The sequence below is a fragment of the Aurantimonas sp. Leaf443 genome (genome assembly GCF_001425575.1).
GTDB lineage: Bacteria > Pseudomonadota > Alphaproteobacteria > Rhizobiales > Rhizobiaceae > Leaf443.
Map to the genome: position 1 here is coordinate 1 of NZ_LMRD01000005.1, position 21301 is coordinate 21301.

14 protein-coding genes and 1 pseudogene are annotated in these 21301 nt (G+C 68.3%); 7 read left to right on the forward strand and 8 right to left on the reverse strand.

The features are described from left to right. Positions 1-567: 567 nt before the first annotated feature. A complete protein-coding gene (locus tag ASG48_RS04670; protein WP_055846050.1) occupies positions 568-1155 on the reverse strand; it encodes a sugar transferase in 588 nt (195 codons plus the stop codon). Positions 1156-3362: 2207 nt separating this feature from the next. Here ASG48_RS04670 and ASG48_RS18185 point away from each other — a divergent pair. Then, positions 3363-3533, forward strand: a complete 171-nt coding sequence (locus ASG48_RS18185) for a hypothetical protein (RefSeq protein ID WP_156381457.1) — start codon at positions 3363-3365, stop codon at positions 3531-3533. Positions 3534-4118: 585 nt separating this feature from the next. Beyond that, positions 4119-6887 (forward strand): autotransporter domain-containing protein, encoded by a 2769-nt coding sequence (locus tag ASG48_RS04675; RefSeq protein ID WP_162243904.1) that lies wholly within the window; start codon positions 4119-4121, stop codon positions 6885-6887. A gap of 466 nt (positions 6888-7353) precedes the next feature. Here the strand turns inward: ASG48_RS04675 and ASG48_RS04680 are convergent, their stop codons facing one another. Continuing rightward, positions 7354-7881: a hypothetical protein gene (locus ASG48_RS04680; RefSeq protein WP_156381458.1), complete on the reverse strand. Its 528-nt coding sequence runs from the start codon at positions 7879-7881 to the stop codon at positions 7354-7356. Between the two features lie 513 nt (positions 7882-8394). On the opposite strand from ASG48_RS04680, the gene galE reads away from it, so the two are divergent. Next, entirely contained in the window at positions 8395-9384 is a 990-nt protein-coding gene (gene galE / locus ASG48_RS04685) for a UDP-glucose 4-epimerase GalE (RefSeq protein WP_055846059.1), read from the forward strand. Between the two features lie 95 nt (positions 9385-9479). Here the strand turns inward: galE and ASG48_RS04690 are convergent, their stop codons facing one another. Continuing rightward, on the reverse strand, positions 9480-11309 hold the full coding sequence (locus tag ASG48_RS04690) for an SLC13 family permease (RefSeq protein WP_055846061.1): 1830 nt from the start codon (positions 11307-11309) through the stop codon (positions 9480-9482). 357 nt (positions 11310-11666) lie between these two features. Beyond that, positions 11667-13163, reverse strand: coding sequence for a CoA-acylating methylmalonate-semialdehyde dehydrogenase (locus tag ASG48_RS04695; RefSeq protein ID WP_055846064.1), 1497 nt, complete (start codon positions 13161-13163; stop codon positions 11667-11669). A 90-nt stretch (positions 13164-13253) separates the two neighbouring features. Between ASG48_RS04695 and ASG48_RS04700 the strand changes: the two genes are divergently transcribed. Beyond that, positions 13254-14162 carry a LysR family transcriptional regulator gene (locus ASG48_RS04700; protein WP_055846067.1) on the forward strand — a complete coding sequence of 303 codons (909 nt, stop codon included), beginning with the start codon at positions 13254-13256 and terminating at the stop codon, positions 14160-14162. Between the two features lie 149 nt (positions 14163-14311). Then, positions 14312-15634, forward strand: coding sequence for a UDP-glucose/GDP-mannose dehydrogenase family protein (locus ASG48_RS04705; RefSeq protein ID WP_055846069.1), 1323 nt, complete (start codon positions 14312-14314; stop codon positions 15632-15634). A 25-nt stretch (positions 15635-15659) separates the two neighbouring features. Here ASG48_RS04705 and ASG48_RS04710 read toward each other — a convergent pair whose 3' ends face one another. The 4 genes from ASG48_RS04710 to ASG48_RS04725 form a co-directional block, all read right to left on the reverse strand. Then, positions 15660-17105 (reverse strand): mannose-1-phosphate guanylyltransferase/mannose-6-phosphate isomerase, encoded by a 1446-nt coding sequence (locus ASG48_RS04710; RefSeq protein ID WP_055846079.1) that lies wholly within the window; start codon positions 17103-17105, stop codon positions 15660-15662. A gap of 299 nt (positions 17106-17404) precedes the next feature. Continuing rightward, on the reverse strand, positions 17405-17746 hold the full coding sequence (locus ASG48_RS04715) for an antibiotic biosynthesis monooxygenase (protein WP_055846072.1): 342 nt from the start codon (positions 17744-17746) through the stop codon (positions 17405-17407). A gap of 52 nt (positions 17747-17798) precedes the next feature. Continuing rightward, entirely contained in the window at positions 17799-19586 is a 1788-nt protein-coding gene (locus ASG48_RS04720; protein ID WP_082529248.1) for a chloride channel protein, read from the reverse strand. Between the two features lie 160 nt (positions 19587-19746). Then, entirely contained in the window at positions 19747-19953 is a 207-nt protein-coding gene (locus tag ASG48_RS04725; protein WP_055846074.1) for a hypothetical protein, read from the reverse strand. 327 nt (positions 19954-20280) lie between these two features. Between ASG48_RS04725 and cysQ the strand changes: the two genes are divergently transcribed. After that, positions 20281-21093 carry a 3'(2'),5'-bisphosphate nucleotidase CysQ gene (cysQ, locus tag ASG48_RS04730; RefSeq protein ID WP_055846076.1) on the forward strand — a complete coding sequence of 271 codons (813 nt, stop codon included), beginning with the start codon at positions 20281-20283 and terminating at the stop codon, positions 21091-21093. A 112-nt stretch (positions 21094-21205) separates the two neighbouring features. Next, positions 21206-21301 (forward strand): annotated as a pseudogene (locus ASG48_RS19000) (sulfate adenylyltransferase small subunit); the annotation flags it as partial.

Sequence of the window (21301 nt, forward strand, 5' to 3'; positions counted from 1 at the left end):
GGTTGCGGAACTCCGACGCAACCTCCCGAAGAATGTGGATCGACTCCGCCTCAAGCATCCGCAAATGCGTCAGTCGATCCGACGATAGGTCAGACACGGGGAGGGATGAGGCCGGCTGGTCCGGCCGAGGGGCTGCAGTCATCGGGACGTTCCGTCAAAATGGGAGATCGAGAGGGCGGGCAGGCTCGAAGGAGGTACGCCCATCGGGAGAAAGGGCCATCCCGGCCACCGTCCGAGCGGCCTCGTCCATGAGGAGCGACGAAACACTGCCTGCGGGACCGAAGATCGTTCAGTCGAAGCGGTTGCGTCCGGCGCCCGATCGCGGCCCTCGGCCGGCTATTGAAAGTGAGGACGGCCTGGACGCCGGGATCGTCGGCGCCGGCACCCCGTATGGCCCGGGCCGCGGGAGCCGTCTGCGCCTTCGCCCATCGACCGTTCGCGGGATGGGACGAGACGAGAGGGGGACAATCGATGAGGATGAAATCGCGCGGGGCCGACGATCATCGTGCGGCCTCCCATCACGCTGGCCACCGCCAAGGGAGGCGGCCACCTTCCAGAGGGCGCTGCTCAGCAGCTGCCTTCCTTCTTCAGGACGACCGCGACGGTCTTGAAGAGGATCTTGATATCCATGCCGAAGGACCACTGGCGAACGTAGTGCACGTCGAGCATGACGCGGCGCTCGTAGCTGCAGTCGCTGCGGCCGCTGACCTGCCAGAGGCCGGTGATGCCCGGACGGGCTTCCTCGTAGACCGCGATGTCGCCGGCATAGCGCACCCGCTCGGCCGTCACGATCGGACGGGGGCCGACAAGGCTCATGTCGCCGCGCAGGACGTTGATGAGCTGGGGAAGTTCGTCGAGGCTCGTCTCGCGCATGAAGCGGCCGACGCCGGTGATGCGCGGATCGTTGCGCAGCTTCTGGGTCGCCAGCCACTCCTCGCGGGCGGCGGGGTTCTCGGCGAGGACCTTCTCGAGCACCTGCGCCGAGTTGACGATCATCGAGCGGAACTTGAGGCACTTGAAGCTGCGGCCGCCGCGGCCGACCCGCTCGTGGCCGAAGAAGATCGGACCCGGATCCATGACGCGCATGACCAGCGCCAGGACCAGGAAGACCGGCGAGAGGAAGAGAAGGAGCGTGGTCGCGACGACGATGTCCATCGAGCGCTTGAGGAACCCGCCTACCGCCGAACCGGCGGACGACGAGCGAGCTTCCATTTCACCAACGGCGTCACTGACCGACATGCGAACCCCTCGAGACCGTTAATCGCCCGTTAAACACTATTTATGCGTAACCAAAACGGCTAAATTGTGCAACTGCGAAGGTGAGGATTTGGCAAGAATCTCAATCACTATTATTAACGCCGGGGCGCGATGCCGCTTCTGCGCGTGAACGCTTCGTTGAGGAAAAACTGACATCCCGAACGCCGCGAAGACCGCGTCATTGCTCGATATGTGGTGCAATTTGAAATAAATTGTTAAAAAATGGCACAGCTTCGAAGGGTGCCCGGCGCCCTTCCAGCCAAAGTAACCTTGGGTCCGATCCGCCTGAAACTACTGGGGTCGCGAGATTGCATGACTGTTATGCTGCAACTGCGAAGGTGGGCGGGCGGCGGCGTCCGCGGACGCCCTGGAGCGCCTTCCGGCCGTGCAGCCGGCGATGTCGGGGACGGGATGGAAGGGGTACGGACGGCGCGAGGCGCGGGCCCTCATCGGATGCTGCGATGGCAGCAGGCGCGGCGGGCTGAATGACCGGGAAAGCGCGGCCCGTCTCCCGTTGAGGATGACGCGCCTCGCGCCTTCGCTCGCCGGGTGTCGCTTGACAGGGCCGTCAGGCCGGGAAAATGGCCGATCTCGAACGGGATGGGCCGACCGCAAGGGCGGCGTGCGCGCTTGCGCTCCAGTGCGAGGCGGTCGCTGACGTCGGAGCGGCATCTGCCGAGGCGCCCGCACGCTCGGCCTGCGCCGGAGGGAGTACCTCCAACGGCGCGGTCCTCATCGAAGACGGAGAGGCGTCGGGATCACGAGCCCGCCCGGCGCATCGGCCGCCGGGATCGTCCCGCGGGGAGGCGTCTCTTCGGGCGCGGGCGAGATCGCACGTGCCTCGGCATCGTGCGAGAGGGAGCGGCGAGCGCTCCAGCGCGAGGGGCGTCCCATCGGATCGGGATGTGTCCATGGATTGCCGTGGCACGCCGTCACGGGGCCTGCGGAACGGCGTCAGTCCAGAAGGGCGGGCGCCCGCCATGCAAAGGCGAGTGCCACCCGGGCGCCTGTCGCGCGCGAGATCGGGCCGCGACCTGACGTGAAGGAAGCGGCTGTGACGATCAGTCTACGATATGAAAAGTAGGGCGTTCAGCCCCGAGAGCCAAAGCACCGTTGCGAACAGCAGGCCATTCATCAGGCCGCGGGCCGTATTTTCGCTCTCTGTTCGAGACAGATAGGGCTGCATGGCTGACCTCCCAACCGTTTTGCTCGATCCGTCCGGGGGACACTGCGTTCCCATTTGACGCGGCCGGGGCGAGCACTTGGATCATGCCATTACAATTTGACGACGGGGAGTGAAATCTTTCGATTCGAACTCGATAAAATTGAATGTGACCGCATTTTTTACGTCCCGCAGGTCGAAAGCGCCGGGGTTCGCGACGGAGCGGATCGCAACCTAGGCAAGAAAATAGCCTTGGTCATCGCCCTTCGGTGGCGATCGCGCCGCCTCGTCCAGCGAAGGGACGGGCAAGCCGCTGATATTGAACAGTCTTTTCCGATGCCCCTGCAATGGGCGCCGGTCTTCGATGATGCGTGAATGAGCAGGGCGTCGGCTTGGCGCGCAGGGCTCTCGCCTTGCCCGAAACTGGGCTTCAGCGACCCCGGTGCTTCGCGGTCCCCATTCCATGTCCTGTCACGGCCCCTGATTCGCCAGCGGATCGCCGGGCTACCGGCCTAGTGGCGCTCGCCGCGATGAAACGATCCGGCCTTCCAGGCCCACGATGACAGGATGGATCCTCGCGAGGGAGGGACACGAGGACCATGCAAATCTAAATCCGACTCTATTGGTAGAAATTATGGATAGAGGGATTTATCTCGGGCGGGATTGGGCCTATCGTCCTGTCACTGCCGCAAGAGAGCGACACGGACTGCGGTCCGCAATCGCCGGGTGGCGGGGCCGAATGGTCGATCCTCGTGCATGCCGGACCGCGTCGCCCACGCCCATCCCTGGCAGTCACGTGGAGAAACATACGGTCATAATGGCGTGATCTCAGGCGCGCGGCCCATCCATCCGGCCTTTCGCGGGATCGCGAACCGGGATCGATCCAGTGGCTGGAACGTTTCCAGGATGAGGTTTCGTTCGTTGCTCTGCAAAGGAGACACAGATGAGCATCTCTGCAACTTTTCCCCGCACGGCCCGCGTCGCCGATCGCGTGCGCACGGAGACGCTCGGCAAGGATCGGGACTGCCAGCCGCTCAACGCGGCCCGCGGCATCATGGTCGCCGCCGGTCTCAGCAGCGTGTTCTGGATTTCGCTCGCCGCGCTTCTGGTCTGAGGGCGAACGGCAGCCCGACGGCGCGCCGACGTTTCCGCAGAGCCGAATGCGTCTCGAAAGGCCGATGTCATGGTCTCGACGCGTCGGCCCGGTTCTCCGGCCTCAGTCAGGCATGGACTTCCCCCTGGCGCGAGCCGGGGGTTTTTTCGGTTCACTCGGCCATGGTGAGGAGACCGGCCCCTCGAGCCGACGGCGAAACGAGAGGGTGACGCCGGCTCGCCGGTTCCGAGGGATCGGCCGCTGCGACAGATCGAGGTGCGACTTGTGCTCTTCGCCGATGAAGGTGTGGCCATGCGACTTTCGTGGTCCCTCGCATCGGCGCCGGCGAAAGAACGAGTTGCTTATCAGTCGAAAGAAAGATTTTCTTATTAACTGATGCAAGAATGCCATTGTCGCAGACTTTCGCGCCGGTTTCCCCTCGGGTCGAAGGCCGGTCCTTCCCCTTCCGGAAAAATCTATTAATGCTCCGGAATGCCCGATCATGGTTCGGGTGCTGAATTCGCCAAAGTGCGGCCGATGTAAGTGGCCTATACTTTGGAGATTTCGTCTTTCAGGTGCGAGCGCGCGGTTTTGCTGAGGACTATGATGAACGGTGGTACGACGCTGATCGTTGGCTGTGCGACAGACAGCAGAGCCCATCATTGTTCCGCGCGGAAACGGTCGCTTCTGCTGTCGAGTGCGCTCGGCATCGTCTTTCTGGCAACCGTAAGCCCGCACTCGGCCAAGGCGCAGTCGATCGTGGTCAGCGGTGACGTGAATCCGCTCCCGCCCGTTTCGCCGAATCCGGCCGACTGGGAGGTCGGAAGTTTTCTCGCCGTTGGCCTGAACGGCACGGGCGCGCTGCACGTGACGGGTGGCAGATCGGTCAGCAATGCCAACGGCTATATCGGATACGACGCGGGTTCGGTCGGTACCGCAACGATTGCGGGCACCGGATCGACCTGGATCAACCGTAGCCCCCTCGTGATCGGTAATCGAGGCACCGGTACGCTGAACGTGGAGGATGGCGGATCGGTCAGCGGCATGTCTGGCTTTATTGCACTCTACTCGACTTCGATCGGGACGGTGACGGTCACGGGCACCGGTTCGAGCTTGGGCCTTCAATACGGCCTTATCGTCGGTGATTCTGGCACGGCGACGCTGAACGTTGAGAATGGCGGATCGGTCAGCGGCTCTTATGCCTATCTTGGAAGCGATCCATTTTCGAGCGGGACAATGACGGTCACGGGCGCCGGTTCGATCTTTGACCTTGGAGGCTATCTCACCGTCGGTAATTACGGCGCGGCTACGCTGTCCATCGCGCAAGGCGGCGCGGTCTCCGTGGACGAGGGTGCCGGAACCATTCTGCTCGCATCACGTGCCAATTCCACGGGAACGCTCAACATCGGTGCGGCTTCCGGGGCGCAGGCGGCGGCGGCGGGCACGCTCGATGCGGGCTTGATCCAGTTCGGCGACGGCGCGGGAACCGTCGTGTTCAACCATACCGGCACGACGCGCGACAGCGCCCTGCAATTCGCGCCCGGCATCGCCGGCAACGGCACGCTCGTCTTCGAGAACGGGTGGACTTTCCTCACCGGAGACAGTTCCCAGTTCACCGGCACGACAAACATCACCGGCGGCATCTTCTCCGTCAACGGCACGCTCGGCGGCGCGTCCACCGTCGCGGCCGGAGGCCGGCTTCAGGGCATCGGCACCGTCGGCCCGACCGTGCTGTCCTCCGGAGCGACGCTCGCCCCCGGCAACTCGATCGGCACGCTCACCGTCAACGGCGACCTCACCTTCAGCAACAATTCCGCCTACGAGGTCGAGATCGCCAATGACGGCCGATCGGACAATGTCACTGTCTCCGGCACGGCCTTTCTGAACGGCGCGGACGTCTCCGTCGTAAGGCTCGACCCCGATGTCAGCTATCAGAACGGCCAGACCTACTCGATCGTCCAGGCCGGGGCGGTCAACGGCGCCTTCGCCGCGCCGACCCTCGCCGGCGGTTCGGCCTTCCTGACGTCCTCGCTCACCTATAGCCCGACAACGGTGACGCTGAACATCGCGCCCCTTACGTCGCCGGCACCCGTGACGCCCGTGACGCCCGTGACGCCTACGACGCCTACGCCGGTGACGCCGGTGACGCCGGCACCCGTGACGCCCGTGACAGTGACCCCGACGCTTCCGACGCCGACGGTTGTGCCGGACACCCCGCCGCCGCCGCCGGCCCCGGTTCCGCTCTTCGTCACCGCGGCCGGGACGGTCAACCAGGCCGCCGCCGCCAGCGGGCTCGACGGCTTGCCGCAGACGGTCGGATCGTCCGGCCTGGCCCTTTACAACGCCATCCTCTTCTCCGATGCGCCGAACGCCCGCAACGCCTTCGACCAGCTTTCCGGCGAGGCTCAGGCCTCGATCAAGCCAAGCCAGACCGCGGCGGCCCAGTTCGTCGCCACCACAGCATCGGATCGGCTCGACGCGGCCTTTACCGTGCTCGAAGAGCAGGGCAGCGATCCCGTCGAGGGCTCCGTCGCGCTGGCCTCCACCGGCATAGAGGCCTGGCTCTCCGGCTACGGCTCCTGGGGCGAGACGGACGGCAACGGCAATGCCGCCTCGATCGACCGCGACATCGGCGGCTTCCTCGTCGGCGCCGACGGCTTCCTCACCGAGACGCTGCGCGTCGGCCTCCTGGCCGGCTACGGCGAAGCCTCCTACGATGTGAGCGGGCGGGCCTCCTCGAGCGACGTCGACTCGACCCATATCGGCCTCTACGCCGGCACGATGCTCGGCCCCGTCGCGCTCAAGGCGGGCGCCGCCTACAGTTTCAACGAGGTGGACACGTCCCGCCGGATCGCCTTCGGCGGTTTCACCGACAGGCTGACGGCGAGCTACGACAGCGGCACGGCGCAGGTCTTCGGCGAGGCGAGCTATCGGATCGACACGGGCTTCGGCAGCTCGATCAGCCCCTATGCCAACCTCGCCTATGTCAGCCTCGACACGGACGGCTTCGTCGAGCGCGGCGGAGCGGCGGCCCTGCGCTCGGGCGACGACACGACGGAGACGACCTTCTCCACCCTCGGCCTCAAGGGGCAGGTCGCCATGCCGATCGGCGGTCTCGCGCTCAACGCCAATGCCACTCTGGGCTGGCGCCATGCCTATGGCGACAGAACGCCGACGAGCACGCTGGCTTTCGTCGCGGGCGGCCCGTCCTTCACCGTTTCGGGCGCGCCGATCGCCGAAGACACGGCGGTGCTCGAGTTCGGTCTCGGCGTCGACATCGCGCCGAACGCCACGCTCGGCCTGCACTATGCCGGGCAATTGGCCGAAGAGGCCTCCGACAACGGCGTGCGGGCGACGTTCAACCTGAAGTTCTAGGCCTCAAGCCCCTTCCTCCGTTCAGAACATCGCCCCGGGACCGAAAGCGCAGGCCGCATTCGGTTCCGGGGTTTTCTGTCGTGAGGCAACGCGGAGAGCGCACGCATCGCCGGTCCGCTCTCCCGTCGCTCCCGCGGTCGATCTCCAAACGGCATGGCATTCGGAGAATGTGACGGACCCGGCCGTTGCCTGCTTCGAAACCAGCATCGGCCTTTCCGCCGCGGCGCGTTGGCGGCGTCGGGCCGACATTTTTCTCCCCTGATGAGCCTGCATCCCAGGGGACAGTCGCGGTCGCCGGAGATCAATGATCTTCCATGAGGAGACCGCTCTCTCGCGCGTCGATCCGCACAGCGGCGACTGATCCGCCCATGGAGCGGTTCGGCTGGACAGTCGGTTCCGGTTGGGTCCGCAGACCGCGAAGCGCCGAAGCCGGTTGCGGCGATTGCCGCTTCGGCCGCGTTCTCCGTCAGGCGGCCTGCGTCTTCTCCGTCGCCTTCGCGGCCTCCGTCGCCGGCGCGCCGGAAGTGCGGCGGAACTCCTCGAAGCGCTGGATGAGCGAGGCGATCTCCTCGTCGTTCAGCGTCGTGCGCGCGTCTCCGCCGGCGCGGCGCCAGAGGCGTTCTCGGTCGAGATCGTGGAAGGCGGCCATCAGGGCGGCCTCCGTCTCGTCGAGCGTGTGTTCCAGCCGCGCGATGGCGTTGCGCCGCGAGATCGCCTGGCCGCAGGCGGCGAAGGCGAGCGCGAGGGCGGTGGCATAGCCGGCAAGCGCGAGTGGCGTGAACCCCTGGCCGGAGAGCGAGGAGGCGGCGATCCAGGCGAGAGCCGCGACGGTGGCGGCGGCCGCCGGACTGCGCAGCGTCGCCGCCCAGACGAGCGGCGCCAGGAAGGGCAGGGCGAGCGTCGCGCCGAGCGGCACCGCGAACCCCGTCCGCCCCGCAACCGTGGTGGAGACCCAGGCATGAGCGGACAGGATGGCTTCGATGATCAACTGCATGGGTCGTGTCCGCGTCCGGTATACAGCAATGTCCCGGGTCGTCCGCCGGTCCCGACTGTCGTCGCGGCGGCCGGGTCTTGCCGGGATGTCTCGCGCCCCGTTCGGGCAGGGCCCATGATGGTGCGTTTCGTCACTACCATCAATGCGCGAGGAGAAACGAAGAAATACAAGTCGATAGGGGCGGCGTCGCGCCGCTCCACGGAATACTGAGACAAGCTGGTGTGTGGCTGCGGACGGGGGCGGACGGGGGCACCGGGCGGGGCGACGGTTTGTTATCGGTCCGGATGCCAGACTGCGCACCGCAGCGGGCCTTCTCGCGCCGCATTCACGCGCAGGATGGCGAGGCGCCGGCGGCGCCGGCATGCCGTCGGCCCCTTCGCCGTGCTACCCAGCGCGCGACGCCGCGACCCCGGCGCCGCTGCGGCGTCGAAGCGCATGCGCCCCTGAAACGGCATGCGCCCCTGAAACGGAGTGAAGTTCGATGATCCTCCCAACCAGTTCGAAGGAGCGTGGATGAGCGTTCTCGTCACGGGCGGTGCCGGCTATATCGGCAGCCACATGGTCCTCGGCCTCCTCGATCGCGGCGAGGAGGTCGTCGTCCTCGACAATCTCGTCACCGGTTTCGACTGGCTGGTCTCGCCGGGCGCGGTGCTGGTGCGCGGCGACATCGCCGACGGCGCGCTGGTCGAGCGCCTGGTGGGCGAGCACGGGATCGAGGCGATCGTGCATTTCGCCGGCTCCATCGTGGTGCCGGAATCGGTCTCCGATCCGCTCGGCTACTATCTCAACAACACGGTGAAGACGCGCGAGCTCATCGCGGCGGCCGTTTCGGCCGGCGTGCCGCACATGATCTTCTCCTCCACGGCGGCCGTCTACGGCATGGCGGGCCTCGAGCCGGTGGCGGAGACGACGCCGCTGAGCCCGCAGTCGCCCTACGGGCGCTCCAAGCTGATGAGCGAGATGATGCTGGAGGACGCCTCGCGCGCCCATCCGCTGCGCTACGCGGCCCTGCGCTATTTCAACGTGGCGGGCGGCGATCCGGCGGGGCGTTCGGGCCAGTCGAGCCGCGGGGCGACCCATCTCATCAAGGTCGCGGTGGAGACGGCGCTCGGCAAGCGCGACCACATGGCGATCTTCGGCGACGACTATCCGACGCCGGACGGCACGGCCGTGCGCGACTACATCCATGTCAGCGACCTCATCGCCGCCCATCTCGCCGCGCTCGATCATCTCAGGGGCGGCGGCGAGAGCCTCGTCGCCAATGTCGGCTACGGCCGCGGCTATTCGGTGAAGGAAGTGCTCGACGTCGTCGAGTCGGTCCACGGGCAGGCGCTCGACATCCGGCGCGGTCCACGGCGCGCGGGCGATCCCGCCTGCATCGTCGCCAATGCCGATCTCATCCGCGGGCGCCTCGGCTGGGCGCCGGCCCATGACGACCTGCCGACGATCGTCGAGCATGCGCTCGCCTGGGAGCGCCATCTGATGCGCCGCAACGCCGGCTGAAGGCGGCGGTCGAAGCCGCCGTCTCGCGAAGAAGGCCCGCGCGGCATGGCCGGCGGGCCTTCTTCCGTTTCGGGGGCGGGAAAGCCGCCCGGCGCTCAGAACGAATAGGTCAGGTAGATCATCGCCACCGTGACCACGCCGCAGATGACGTTCAGCGGCGCGCCGACGCGGAAGAAGTCGGCGAACTTGTAGCCGCCCGCCGAATAGACCAGCGTGTTGGTCTGGTAGCCGACGGGGGTGGCGAAACTCGCGCTCGCGGCGAACATCACGGCCACGATGAAGGGGCGCGGGTCGTAGCCGAGCGTCTGGGCGAGGCCGATGGCGATCGGCGTCACCACCACGGCCACGGCGTTCGCCGTCACGATCTCCGTCATCACCGAGGCGAGGAGGTAGATGGCGGCGAGCACCGCCACCGGGTGCAGCTGGCCGAGCACCGGCTCCAGCGCATCCACCACCACCTTGACGGCGCCCGTATGCTCCAGCCCGGCGCCGATCGTCAGCATGGCGTAGAGGAGGAGGATGACGCTCCACTCCACCGACTGCACGCCTTCCTCGGCGTCGATGCAGCCGGTGAGGAAGACGACGGCGACGCCGATCCAGGCCGCGCCGGCGATCGGCATGATGGACAGGGCGCTGACGAGGACGACGGCGGCGAGGGTGAGGCCGGCGATCAGCGCCTTCTCGTGGCGCACGGCCTTCTCGGTCGGGGTGTTGAGATTGATGAGATGGGCGTCCTTGGCGAGGCGCTCGAGATCCTCGGGAGCGCCCTCGATGAGGATCGTGTCGCCGACGCGCAGCTTCACGTCCTCGAGCCGCGATTCAAGGCTTTCCTCGTGGCGGTGGACGGCGATCGGATAGACGCCGTAGCGCCGGCGCAGGCGCTCGTTGCGCAGCGTGCGGCCGACGAGGCGCGATTTCGGGCCGACGATCGCCTCCGCCAGAACGTCGCGGCGCACGCCCACCGGCTGCACGTCGTCGTCGCTCTCGACGGCTTCGGCCATCGGATCGACCTCGGGAGTCGCGAATTCGACGCTCTTCTTGCCGCGCATCGTGAGGACGTTGGCCACGGCCGACTTCATCACCACGATGTCGCCGGCCTCCAGGCGCACGTTGGCCATGTCGCGGCGCAGCGAGACATCGCCGCGGATCACGTCGATGACGCGCCGGTCCTGGCCCTCGAGAAGGCTCACGTCGCGCGGATTGCGGCCGATCATGGCGCTGCCGAGCGGAATGAGCACCTCGATCAGGAATTGCGAGCTGCCCTTGGGCGGCGACATGGAGGAGACGGTGTTGCGCTCGGGGATGAGGTGCCGTCCGACGAAGGTGAGATAGAGCGTGCCGGCGATCGCCACGACGATGCCGATCGGCGTGATCTCGAACATCGTGAAGGCCGGCAGGCCGGCATCGCGCGTCACGCCGTCCACGACGAGATTGGTCGAGGCGCCGATGAGCGCCAGCGTGCCGCCGAGGATGGTGGCGAAGGAGAGCGGCATGAGGAAGCTCGACGGCGACATCTCGCAGGCCTTGGCCAGCAGCATCGTCACCGGAATCATCATGACGACCTGCGGGATGTTGTTGAAGAAGGCCGAGGCGACGATGTTGAAGAGGATGAAGGAGATCATCACCACGGTCTGCCCGTAGCGCCTGAAACCCTGCAGCACCGTGCCGACCCCCTCCAGCACCCCGGTGCGCACCAGCGCGCTCGACAGGATGAACATCGCCACGATCGTCCAGGGCGCGGAGTTCGACAGCGTGTCCAGCATGTCGTTGGTCGAGGCCATGCCGGTGAAGAGGAAGAAGGCCATGCCGCCGATCGCCACGACCTCCGGGGCGAACTTCTCGCTGGCGAAGGCCACGAGGAGCAGAATGATCGTGGCGAGCGCGATTTCGGGCGCGTAGGCCGCAAGTCCGAGCGTTTCGAGCATACGGTATCCAGTCCGAGGAGGTCTGTGCGGGGCGTCGGGATGGCGGGCGGACCCGTCGGCACGGCATGAACGGCACGGGTCAGTCGCGCATGGGGTTCGTCCTGCCCTTCGGTCCGCCGACGGTCGCGATCCCGCGGCACGGCCTCGCTCATTAGCCGATCGGGACGTGTTGCACCACGGAAAAGCCGTCCTCGTGCCGCGGGCCGGCCGGGCTTTCGGGCGCGATCGTTAATCCTGCCTGCCGATCTCTCGAAGCCCGCCGCCCGTCCCGGGATGTGGTCCCGCCCGCCGGATGCGCGAAGGGCCGGCGGTCGCCCGCCGGCCCTTCCTCGTTCTGCCCTGTCCGTCTGCGCCCGGTCAGCGCATGACGGGCATGGAGAATTCCGCCCCGTCCTTGATGCCGGACGGCCAGCGGCTCGTCACCGTCTTGGTGCGCGTCCAGAAGCGGATCGAGTCCGTGCCGTGCTGGTTGAGATCGCCGAAGGAGGAGCGCTTCCAGCCGCCGAAGGAATGATAGGCCAGGGGCGTGGGGATCGGCACGTTGATGCCGACCATGCCGATATTGATGCGGCTGGCGAAGTCGCGCGCCGCATCGCCGTCGCGCGTGTAGATGGCGACGCCGTTGCCGTATTCGTGGCGCATCGGCAGGTCGATCGCGGCCTCGTAGTCCTTGGCGCGCACCACCGAGAGGACGGGGCCGAAGATCTCCTGCTTGTAGATCTCCATGTCCGGCGTCACGTGGTCGAAGAGGCAGGAGCCGACGAAGAACCCGTCCTCGTAGCCCTGCATGCGGAAGTTGCGGCCGTCGACGAGGAGCTTGGCGCCCTCCTGCAGGCCGGTCTCCACGAGGCCGAGGATCTTCTGCTGGCTGGCCTTGGTGACGACCGGCCCGTAGTCGGCGGCGCTATCGGTATAGGGGCCGATCTTCAGCGCCTCGACGCGCGGCACCAGCTTCTCCACGAGGGCGTTCGCCGTCGCCTCGCCGACGGGCACAGCCACCGAGATCGCCATGCAGCGCTCGCCGGCCGAGCCGTAGCCGGCGCCGATCAGCGCGTCCGCCGCCTGGTCGAGATCGGCGTCGGGCATGATGATCATGTGGTTCTTGGCGCCGCCGAAGGTCTGGGCGCGTTTGCCGTTCTTCGTCGCCTCGGCATAGACATAGGCCGCGATCGGGGTCGAGCCGACGAAGGAGACCGCGCCGATCTCGGGATGCTGCAGGATGCCGTCCACGGCCTCCTTGTCGCCGTTGACGACCTGCAGCACGCCCTTGGGCAGGCCCGCCTCCATCATCAGTTCGGCCAGGCGCATCGGCACGGACGGATCGCGCTCGGAGGGCTTCAGGATGAAGGCGTTGCCGCAGGCGATGGCGGGCGCGAACATCCACATCGGGATCATGGCGGGGAAGTTGAAGGGCGTGATGCCCGCGCCGATGCCCACCGCCTGGCGGATCGAGTACATATCGATGCCGGGGCCGGCGCCTTCCGTGAACTCGCTCTTCATCAGGTGCGGGATGCCGCAGACGAACTCGCAGACTTCCAGGCCGCGCACGATGTCGCCCTTGGAATCCTCGACCGTCTTGCCGTGCTCGGAGGAGAGAAGTTCGGCGAGCTCCTGCATGTTGTCGTTCAGGAGGGAAACGAACTTCATGAAGATGCGCGCACGGCGCTGCGGGTTGGTGGCGGCCCATTTGGGCTGGGCGGCCCGCGCCGCGTCCACCGCGCTCTGAAGCTCGGCGGCGGAGGCCAGGGCCAGCCTGGCGGTCACCTGACCCGTCGCCGGGTTGAAGATGTCGGCGCTGCGCCCGCTCGTGCCCGCGACGCGCTGGCCGTCGATGAAATGGCCGATCTCGTTCATGGTCGAAACTCCTCCCTTAGAGATGTCCTCGCTTCTGTGTGCGGGGCGCGGGACTTGAAAGCAAGCAGAACTCCTGCGCATCCATTGTGCATGAATCGAAGCCTCAAGGACGACGCCACCGACTGGGACGACCTGCGCGTCTTCCTCGCCGTCGCGCGCGCCGGGCAGATCCTGGCCGCCTCGCGCCGCCTGTCGCTGAATCACGCCACGGTCGGGCGGCGGCTCGACGCGCTGGAGACCTCGCTCGGCTGTCTCCTCTTCGAGCGCCGCCCGAGCGGCTGCGCGCTGACCGGGGAGGGCGCGGCCTTCCTCGCCTTCGCCGAACGCATCGAGGCGGAGATGGCGGAGGCGCGGGCGAGCCTTGCCGGGACCGATCTCGGCCTCTCCGGCACGGTGCGCATCGGCGCGCCCGACGGGTTCGGCACCGGCTTCCTCGCCCCGCGGCTCGGCGCGCTCGTCGAGCGCCACCCGCAGCTGAAGGTGCAGCTCGTGCCGGTGCCGCACGCCTTCTCCATCTCGCGCCGCGAGGCCGACATCGCCGTCACCGTGGAGCGGCCGACGCAGGGGCGCCTCGTCGCGCGCAAGCTCGTCACCTACGCGCTCGGCGCCTATGGCGCGCGCGCCTATCTCGACCGGCACGGGCGGCCGGAGACGCCGCTCGATCTCGAACGCCACCGCCTCGTCGGCTATGTCGAGGACCTCGTCTTCTCGCCCTCGCTCCATTACGAGCCGGAGATCGCGCCGCACTGGCAGAGCCGGCTGGAAGTCTCCTCCGCCCTCGGCCAGCTGGAGGCCGTGGCGGCGGGGGCGGGCATCGGCATCCTGCACGCCTTCCTCGCCGCGCGGCGCCCCGACCTCGAGCCCGTGCTGCCGGAGCGCCGCATCACCCGAGAATACTGGATGGCCTTCCACGAGAACGCGCGCGGCCAGGCGCGCATCCGCGCCGTCGCCGACTTCATCGCCGATCTCGTGCGGGCCGAGGAGGGGATCTTCCGATAGGGCCGCTGCCGCGTGCCGCCGCGCGCCCGCCGGGAACCTTGCCCGCGCCGGCACCGCCCCCGCTGGTCCCGGGCGCCGCATCTATGGCATAGACCGGCGCGAAGCGGGGCATCGGCGCCCCGAAAGCCCGTGCGGGCAGGGGTGACGACATGAAGATTGCGATGGTCGGCGTCGGCTATGTGGGGCTCGTCTCGGGAGCCTGCTTCGCCGATTTCGGGCACGACGTCGATTGCATCGATCTCGACGCGGCCAAGATCGAGGCGCTGAACAAGGGCTCCATCCCGATCTTCGAGCCGGGGCTCGACGCGCTCGTGGCGCGCAACGTGGCGGCCGGGCGCCTGCGTTTCCGCACCGATCTCGCCGCGAACGTGAAGGGCGCGGACGCCGTGTTCATCGCCGTCGGCACGCCCTCGCGGCGCGGCGACGGCTTCGCCGACCTCTCCTACGTGCATGCCGCCGCCAAGAGCATCGCCGAGGCGCTCGACGGCTATGCCGTGATCGTCACCAAGTCGACCGTGCCCGTCGGCACCGGCGACGAGGTGGAGCGCATCGTGCGCGCCGCCCGTCCCGATCTCGACTTCGCCGTCGTCTCCAACCCGGAATTCCTGCGCGAGGGCGCGGCCATCGAGGACTTCACCCGCCCCGACCGCATCGTCATCGGCACGGACGACGAGCGCGCGCGCCAGGTGATGGCGCAGATCTACCGCCCGCTCTATCTCAACCGCGCGCCGCTCCTCTACACCGGCCGGCGCTCGGCGGAGCTGACCAAATACGCCGCCAACGCCTTCCTGGCGACCAAGATCACCTTCATCAACGAGATCGCCGACATCTGCGAGAAGGTCGGCGCCAACGTGCAGGACGTGGCGCGCGGCATGGGCCTCGACAACCGCATCGGCTCCAAGTTCCTGCATGCCGGCCCCGGCTACGGCGGCTCGTGCTTCCCGAAGGACACGCTCGCCCTCGTCAAGACCGCGCAGGATGTCGGCGCTCCCTCGCGCATCGTGGAGACGGTGGCCGCCGTCAACGAGCAGCGCAAGCGCGGCATGGCGCGGCGCGTCGTCGCCGCCTGCGGCGGCTCGATCCGCGACAAGACCGTCGCCGTCCTCGGCCTGACCTTCAAGCCGAACACCGACGACATGCGCGACGCGCCCTCGCTCGCCCTCATCGCCGCCCTGCAGGACGGGGGCGCGAAGGTGCGCGCCTACGATCCCGAGGGCATGCGGCATGCGGCCAATCTTGTGTCGGGAGTCGACTACGCCGCCGACGCCTACGACTGCGTGACGGGCGCGGATGCGGCGGTGCTTGTCACCGAATGGAACTTCTTCCGCGCGCTCGACCTCAAGCGTCTCAAGAGCCTCCTCAAGGCGCCCGTCATGATCGACCTGCGCAACGTCTACGATCCGGCCGAGATGCGCGCGCTCGGCTTCACCTATGTCGATGTCGGCCGCGGCACCGAGGAGGCCACGGCCTGATCGTCACCTCGGCCGGCGCATCCGCTCAGCTGCGGGCGTAGACGTCCTCGAGGCGCACGATGTCGTCCTCGCCCGTATAGCTTCCGACCTGGACCTCGATGAGCTTGAGGTCGATCTTGCCGGGATTGTGCATGCGATGCGTGCAGCCGATCGGCAGATAGGCCGCCTCGTTCTCGTGGTAGAGCTTCACCACGCCGTCGATCGTCACCTCGGCCGTGCCGTGCACGACGATCCAGTGCTCGGCGCGGTGATGGTGGCGCTGCAGGCTCAGAAGGCCGCCGGGCTTGACGCAGATATGCTTCACCTGGAAACGGTCGCCGATGTCGATGCGCTGGTACCAGCCCCAGGGGCGATGGTTGCGCAGGTGTTCGCCGGCCTCCCGGCGCCCTTCCGTCTTCAGCTTGGCGACGAGGTCCTTGACCTCGCCCGAGCGGCTCTTGGCCGCGACGAGGACGGCGTCCTGCGTCGTCACCACCACCACGTCGTCGAGCCCGAGCACCGTCGTCAGGATGCCGTCGCTGGAGATCAGGCTGTCCTTCGTGTCGATCAGCGTGACGGCCCCTTCCACGACATTGCCCTGCAGCGACTTCTGCTTGATGTCGTAGATCTGGTCCCAGGTGCCGATGTCCGACCAGCCGCAGCTCGTCTCCAGCACCCCGGCGCGATCGGTCTTCTCCATCACCGCGTAGTCGATGGAGATCTTCGGCGCCTTGGCGAAGCTGCCGGGGTCGAGGCGCAGGAAGTCGAGGTCGTGCACGGCGGCCTTCACGCTCTCGCGCACGGCCCTCGTCACCGCCGGGGCGTGCCGGTCCATCTCGGCGAGAAGCGTCTCGGCCGAGGTGATGAAGTTGCCGCTGTTCCAGAGATAGCCCTCGGCGAGATAGGCGCTCGCCGTCTCGCGGTCCGGCTTCTCCACGAAGCGCTGCAGCGCGAAGGCCTGGTGCACGTCGAGCGGGCGCCCGGGCGCGATATAGCCGTAGCTCGTGGCCGGGCGCGTCGGGCGCACGCCGAGCGTCATGATGCGGCCGGTGCGCGCCACTTCTGCGGCGAGGCGGCAGTCCTCGATGAAGGCCGCCCCGTCGAGAATGGCGTGGTCGGCCGCCAGCACGAGGCAGACCGCGTCGGCCGAGCGCTGGCCGGCGAGCACGGCGCCCACGGCCGCCGCCGCCGCGCTGTCGCGCCGCTCGGGCTCCAGAACAATCTGCGCGCTCATGCCGATCGCCTTCAGCTGTTCGGCGCAGACGAAGCGGAAATCGGTGGAGGTGACGACGATCGGCGTGTCGAAGAGTGGCCCGCCGACCCGCCTCAGCGTCGCCTGGAAGGTGGATTCGGCCTCGTCGAAGAGCTTGATGAACTGCTTGGGCATCATGTCCCGCGACACCGGCCAGAGCCGCGTGCCCGAGCCGCCCGCCATGATGACGGGGACGATCTTGAGCCCGTCTCCGCCGGCCGTCTGCCCGCCATAGGGCATTGCGAGGCTCTGTGCGTTCGTCACGTCCATCTGGCTTCTCCACCCGGAGGCCGCGCCCCCGATCCCGCTCGATCCCGGCGGCCGGCGCGATGCCGGGGCGCGCCCGACGCTGGTCGGGCGGCCCGGGCCGCATCGCGGGGCCGGCTCAAGGGATAGACCAAAGACGGGAGGGCGGGGTCGGCCCATCGGGAGCGCCCACACGGAGGTGCCGCCGCCGGGTCGGCGGCGGAGCGCCGGGCCCCAAGCGCGCGTTCGCGCTACTCCGCTCGGGAGCGGCTCGGGCGCTATGCGGCCGGCGGTCAGGCCGCGTCGGCGGCCTTCGGCAGGGCGATGTGCTGGAAGACCTCGAACCCCTCGAACTCGGGATGGCCGACATAGGTCGGCGCCCGGTCGCGCGTGTTGCCCCTGGCATGGGCGGCGCGGAAGGCGTCCGACCGGGTCCAGGCCTCGAAGTCGCCCTTGGAGCGCCAGACCGTGTGCGAGGCGTAGAGGACGTGGTCCTCGCGCTCGGGGCCGCGCAGCATGTGGAACTCCACGAAGCCGGGCACGCGCTCGAGATGGCTCTCGCGCTCCAGCCAGATCGTCTCGAAGGCCTGGGTGGAGTCCTTCGTCACCTTGAAGCGGTTCATCGCGATGAACATGGCGTTCGTCTCCTTTTCGTGTGCGGATCGGGACAGGTAGGGCGGGCGGCCGTCATCTCTCGCCGAAGAGCTCGCGCTGGGCCTTTTCCAGCTCCTGCGCGTAGCGCTTGCGCACGAAGGTCTCCGACAGGAGCCCGAGCACGGCGCCGTCCTCGCCGACGACGGCGAGCTCGTCCGTGCCGGCCGCGTCGAATCTCGCCATGACGGAGGCGATGTCATCGGCCGGGCGCAGGGCGTGGTCGCGCGCGGCGGCCAGTTCCCCGACCGCCTTGTCCGCCGGCGCGCCCTCGTCGTAGGCGGCGGGCGTCGCGACGATGCCGAGATAGGTGCCGTCCGCCTTCGTCACGATGACGCGGCTGGTCGAGCCCAGCGGGAACTTGCGCCGGAACTCGGCGATCGTGGTCTCCCCGGGCGTCGAGCGGGCGTCCTTGCGCATCATCCGCCCGGCCGTCAGCGTCTTCACCCAGCCGACGTCGCGCGCGCTCTTGATCGTCTCACCGCGCAGGTGCAGCCGCCAGGTCGAGAAGGAGTAGCCGAAATTCTCGCGCACGATCACCGAGGCGACGAGCGAGGCGAGGAGCACGGCGCCGGTGAGGGCGAAGTCCTGGGTCATCTCCAGCACCAGCATCGCCATGGTCATCGGTCCGCCGATCACCGCGACGGCGAGCGCGCCCATGCCGACCACCGCCGCATCCGCGCCGTCGATGACGGGAAAGCCCGCGACGAGTTCCGCAAGGCCCGCGAAGAGATGACCGAGCAGCGTGCCGAGGAAGAGCGAGGCGAAGAACAGGCCGCCGCGAAAGCCGAAGCCGAGCGAGACGATGGAGGCCGCGCTCTTGGCGAGGAAGACGGTGGCGACGAGGCCAAGGCTCGCGCCGGCCGCGATGTCGAGATGCAGCGCGCCGTGCCCGGCCGACAAGGCCTGCGGCGAGAGGGCGGCGATCGGCATCAGGAGAAGGCCGCCCACGATGGGCCGCGACCAGCGCGGCAGGATGGAGCGCCGGCTCGCCGCCTCGACCCTGGAGACGGCCCGCATCAGCACGATGCCGACGACGGCCGCGACCGCGCCGAGAAGCGCGAAGAGGAGATAGTCGGGCGTCGCCACGTCGCCGGCCCGCTCGGCGGCGTAGAGATAGGGCTCGCCCCCGAGCGCCCGCGAGACGAGCGCGGCCGAGAGGGCGGCCGCGGCCACGGGCGCGATGGCCGCCGGCGTATAGGCGCCGATGACGATCTCGAACGCGTAGAAGGCGCCGACCAGCGGCGCGCCGAAGGCCGCCGCGATGCCCGCGCCCGCGCCCGCGCCGACGAGCGTGCGGTAGTCGGCCCGGCGCAGCGCCAGGAGCCGCCCGCCGACCGAGCCGGCGCAGCCGCCCAGCTGGGCATAGGCGGCTTCCAGCCCGACCGAGGCCCCGAAACCGTTGGAGAGGACGGTCTGCGTGGAGATCACCGCGCTGTCGCGCTTGGACATGCGCCCGCCATGCAGGGCGTTCGCCTCCACCGCGTCGACGAGCGGCAGCGAACGCGCGCCCGAGACATGGGTGAAGAGCGCCAGCACCGCGCCGCCGAGCGGCAGGACGCAGAGCTGCAGGAGCGTGAGGTCGGGCATGGCGCTGAGGCGCTCGGCCGGAGCGAGATGGAAGAGGGCGGCCTGCACGAGATGGGCGAGCGTGGAGACGGCGACCGTCAGCGCGCCCGCCGCCGCGCCGATGAGGGCCGCCAGCAGGACGAACACCGTCTCGCGGGCCCGCAGGGCGCGGCGCAGGCGCTCCTTGAACGGAACGGCGGGCGCCGCTTCCGCGCAGGGCGCCGCAGTCGTCTCAGCCGTGTCGATCGTCGTCATCCGCCCGCCGTCGCCTGCGCGGGCCGGCTTCCGGCCCCTTGCGACCGGGACCGATCCCACGTTCGTCCTGTCCGGACTGGGGCTTAAGCTAGGGCAGGGGATGGCGAAAGGCTCAGGGGACCGTCGCGCAGGCCGGATAGCGACGGCTGTCGATGCCGGATCAGCGCACCGGCAGGTCCGGCTCGGCCGGGATGCGGGCGGCGAGACGGGGTTCGGGCGCCGTCGGCGCCAGCGCATGGACGGTCTGCGACCGCGGCGTCGCGGGGCCTTGCGGACGCAAGGGGAGAAGGACGAAGGCGAGGACGGTGAGGAAGGCGGCCGCGGCGAGGGCCGTGTCCCGAAGGCGCGTCATGGTCTTGGCGGTCATCGCAAGGTCTCCCGTTTGCCTGTCGAGGATCGCGCCTGCCGCATCGTCCGCGCCTGTTGCCTTTCGGTCACTGGACGCCGAGGAAATGCAGACTGGCTCATGCGGACAACATCGTCCCTCGCTGGAAGGTTCCGGCGTGCACCAAAGCTTCAGCTTTCGTCGGGGCGGCGCGGATCCGGCAAGATCGGCCCGCCATAAGAATGCTATGTTCACCTTGCACTGCACAAATGCTTGGCGATGCCTTGAGCAGGAGCATGGCTCGCTGATAGGTCTGTCCCAGAACGATCCAGGCGCCCGTCCGCCGGTCGAGAACGCTCGGAGTACCCCATCTTGACGATTGCGCAGCTGATCGAAATCGCCCTGGCCGGCGGACGCGAGGTGATCGACGTCTACGGGTCGGAGATCGACGCGACGCTGAAGAGCGACTCCTCGCCGGTGACCCAGGCCGACATCCGCTGCGAGGCGGTCGTCACCGAGGCCCTGTCCAGAATGAGCCCGGACATCCCCGTCGTCGCCGAGGAAGCGGCGGCGGGCGGCTCGATCCCCGAGACCTGCGAGATCTTCTACCTCGTCGACCCGCTCGACGGGACCAAGGAATTCATCAACCGCAACGGCGACTTCACGGTCAATATCGCGCTGATCGACAAGGGCGTGCCGGTCAGCGGCATCGTCTACGCGCCGGCGTTGAACCGCCTGTGGGTCGGCGCGGACGGCGAGGGGGCCTTCGAGGCCGAGGTCGTGGACGGCGCCGCCGGGCCGCTCAAGCCGATCCGGGCGCGCACCGCGCCCGAGGCGATCACCGCCGTCGGCAGCCGCTCGCACGGGTCGGACGCCACCAAGGTCTGGCTGGAGCGCTATGCGGTCGAGAACCTCGTCTCGCGCGGCTCCTCGCTGAAATTCTGCCTCGTGGCGAGCGGCGAGGCGGACGTCTATCCGCGCCTCGGGCGCACGATGGAATGGGACACGGCGGCCGGCGACGCGGTGCTGCGGGCCGCCGGCGGCCTCGTGACGACGCTCGACGGCGCGCCGCTCCTCTACGGAAAGCGCGGCCAGAGCGAGGATGTCGACTTCGCCAATCCGCATTTCGTCGCCTATGGCGACCGCGCCCTCATCGGGCAGGGCGCGAAGGCGCCCGCCTGAGGCGCAGCATTCCGGCGCATTGCCGCCGCACGACGATGTGACGAGTAGAACTTGGCCCGCGCGCCCGCGCGAGATTTGGAAAGGGTGCCCCTTGATCCAGGAGAAGACCGCCGTGTCTGACCTATCGTCGGATCGACTGACGCATTTGCGGATGCTTGAGGCGGAGTCGATCCACATTCTTCGGGAGGTTGCGTCGGAGTTCCGCAAC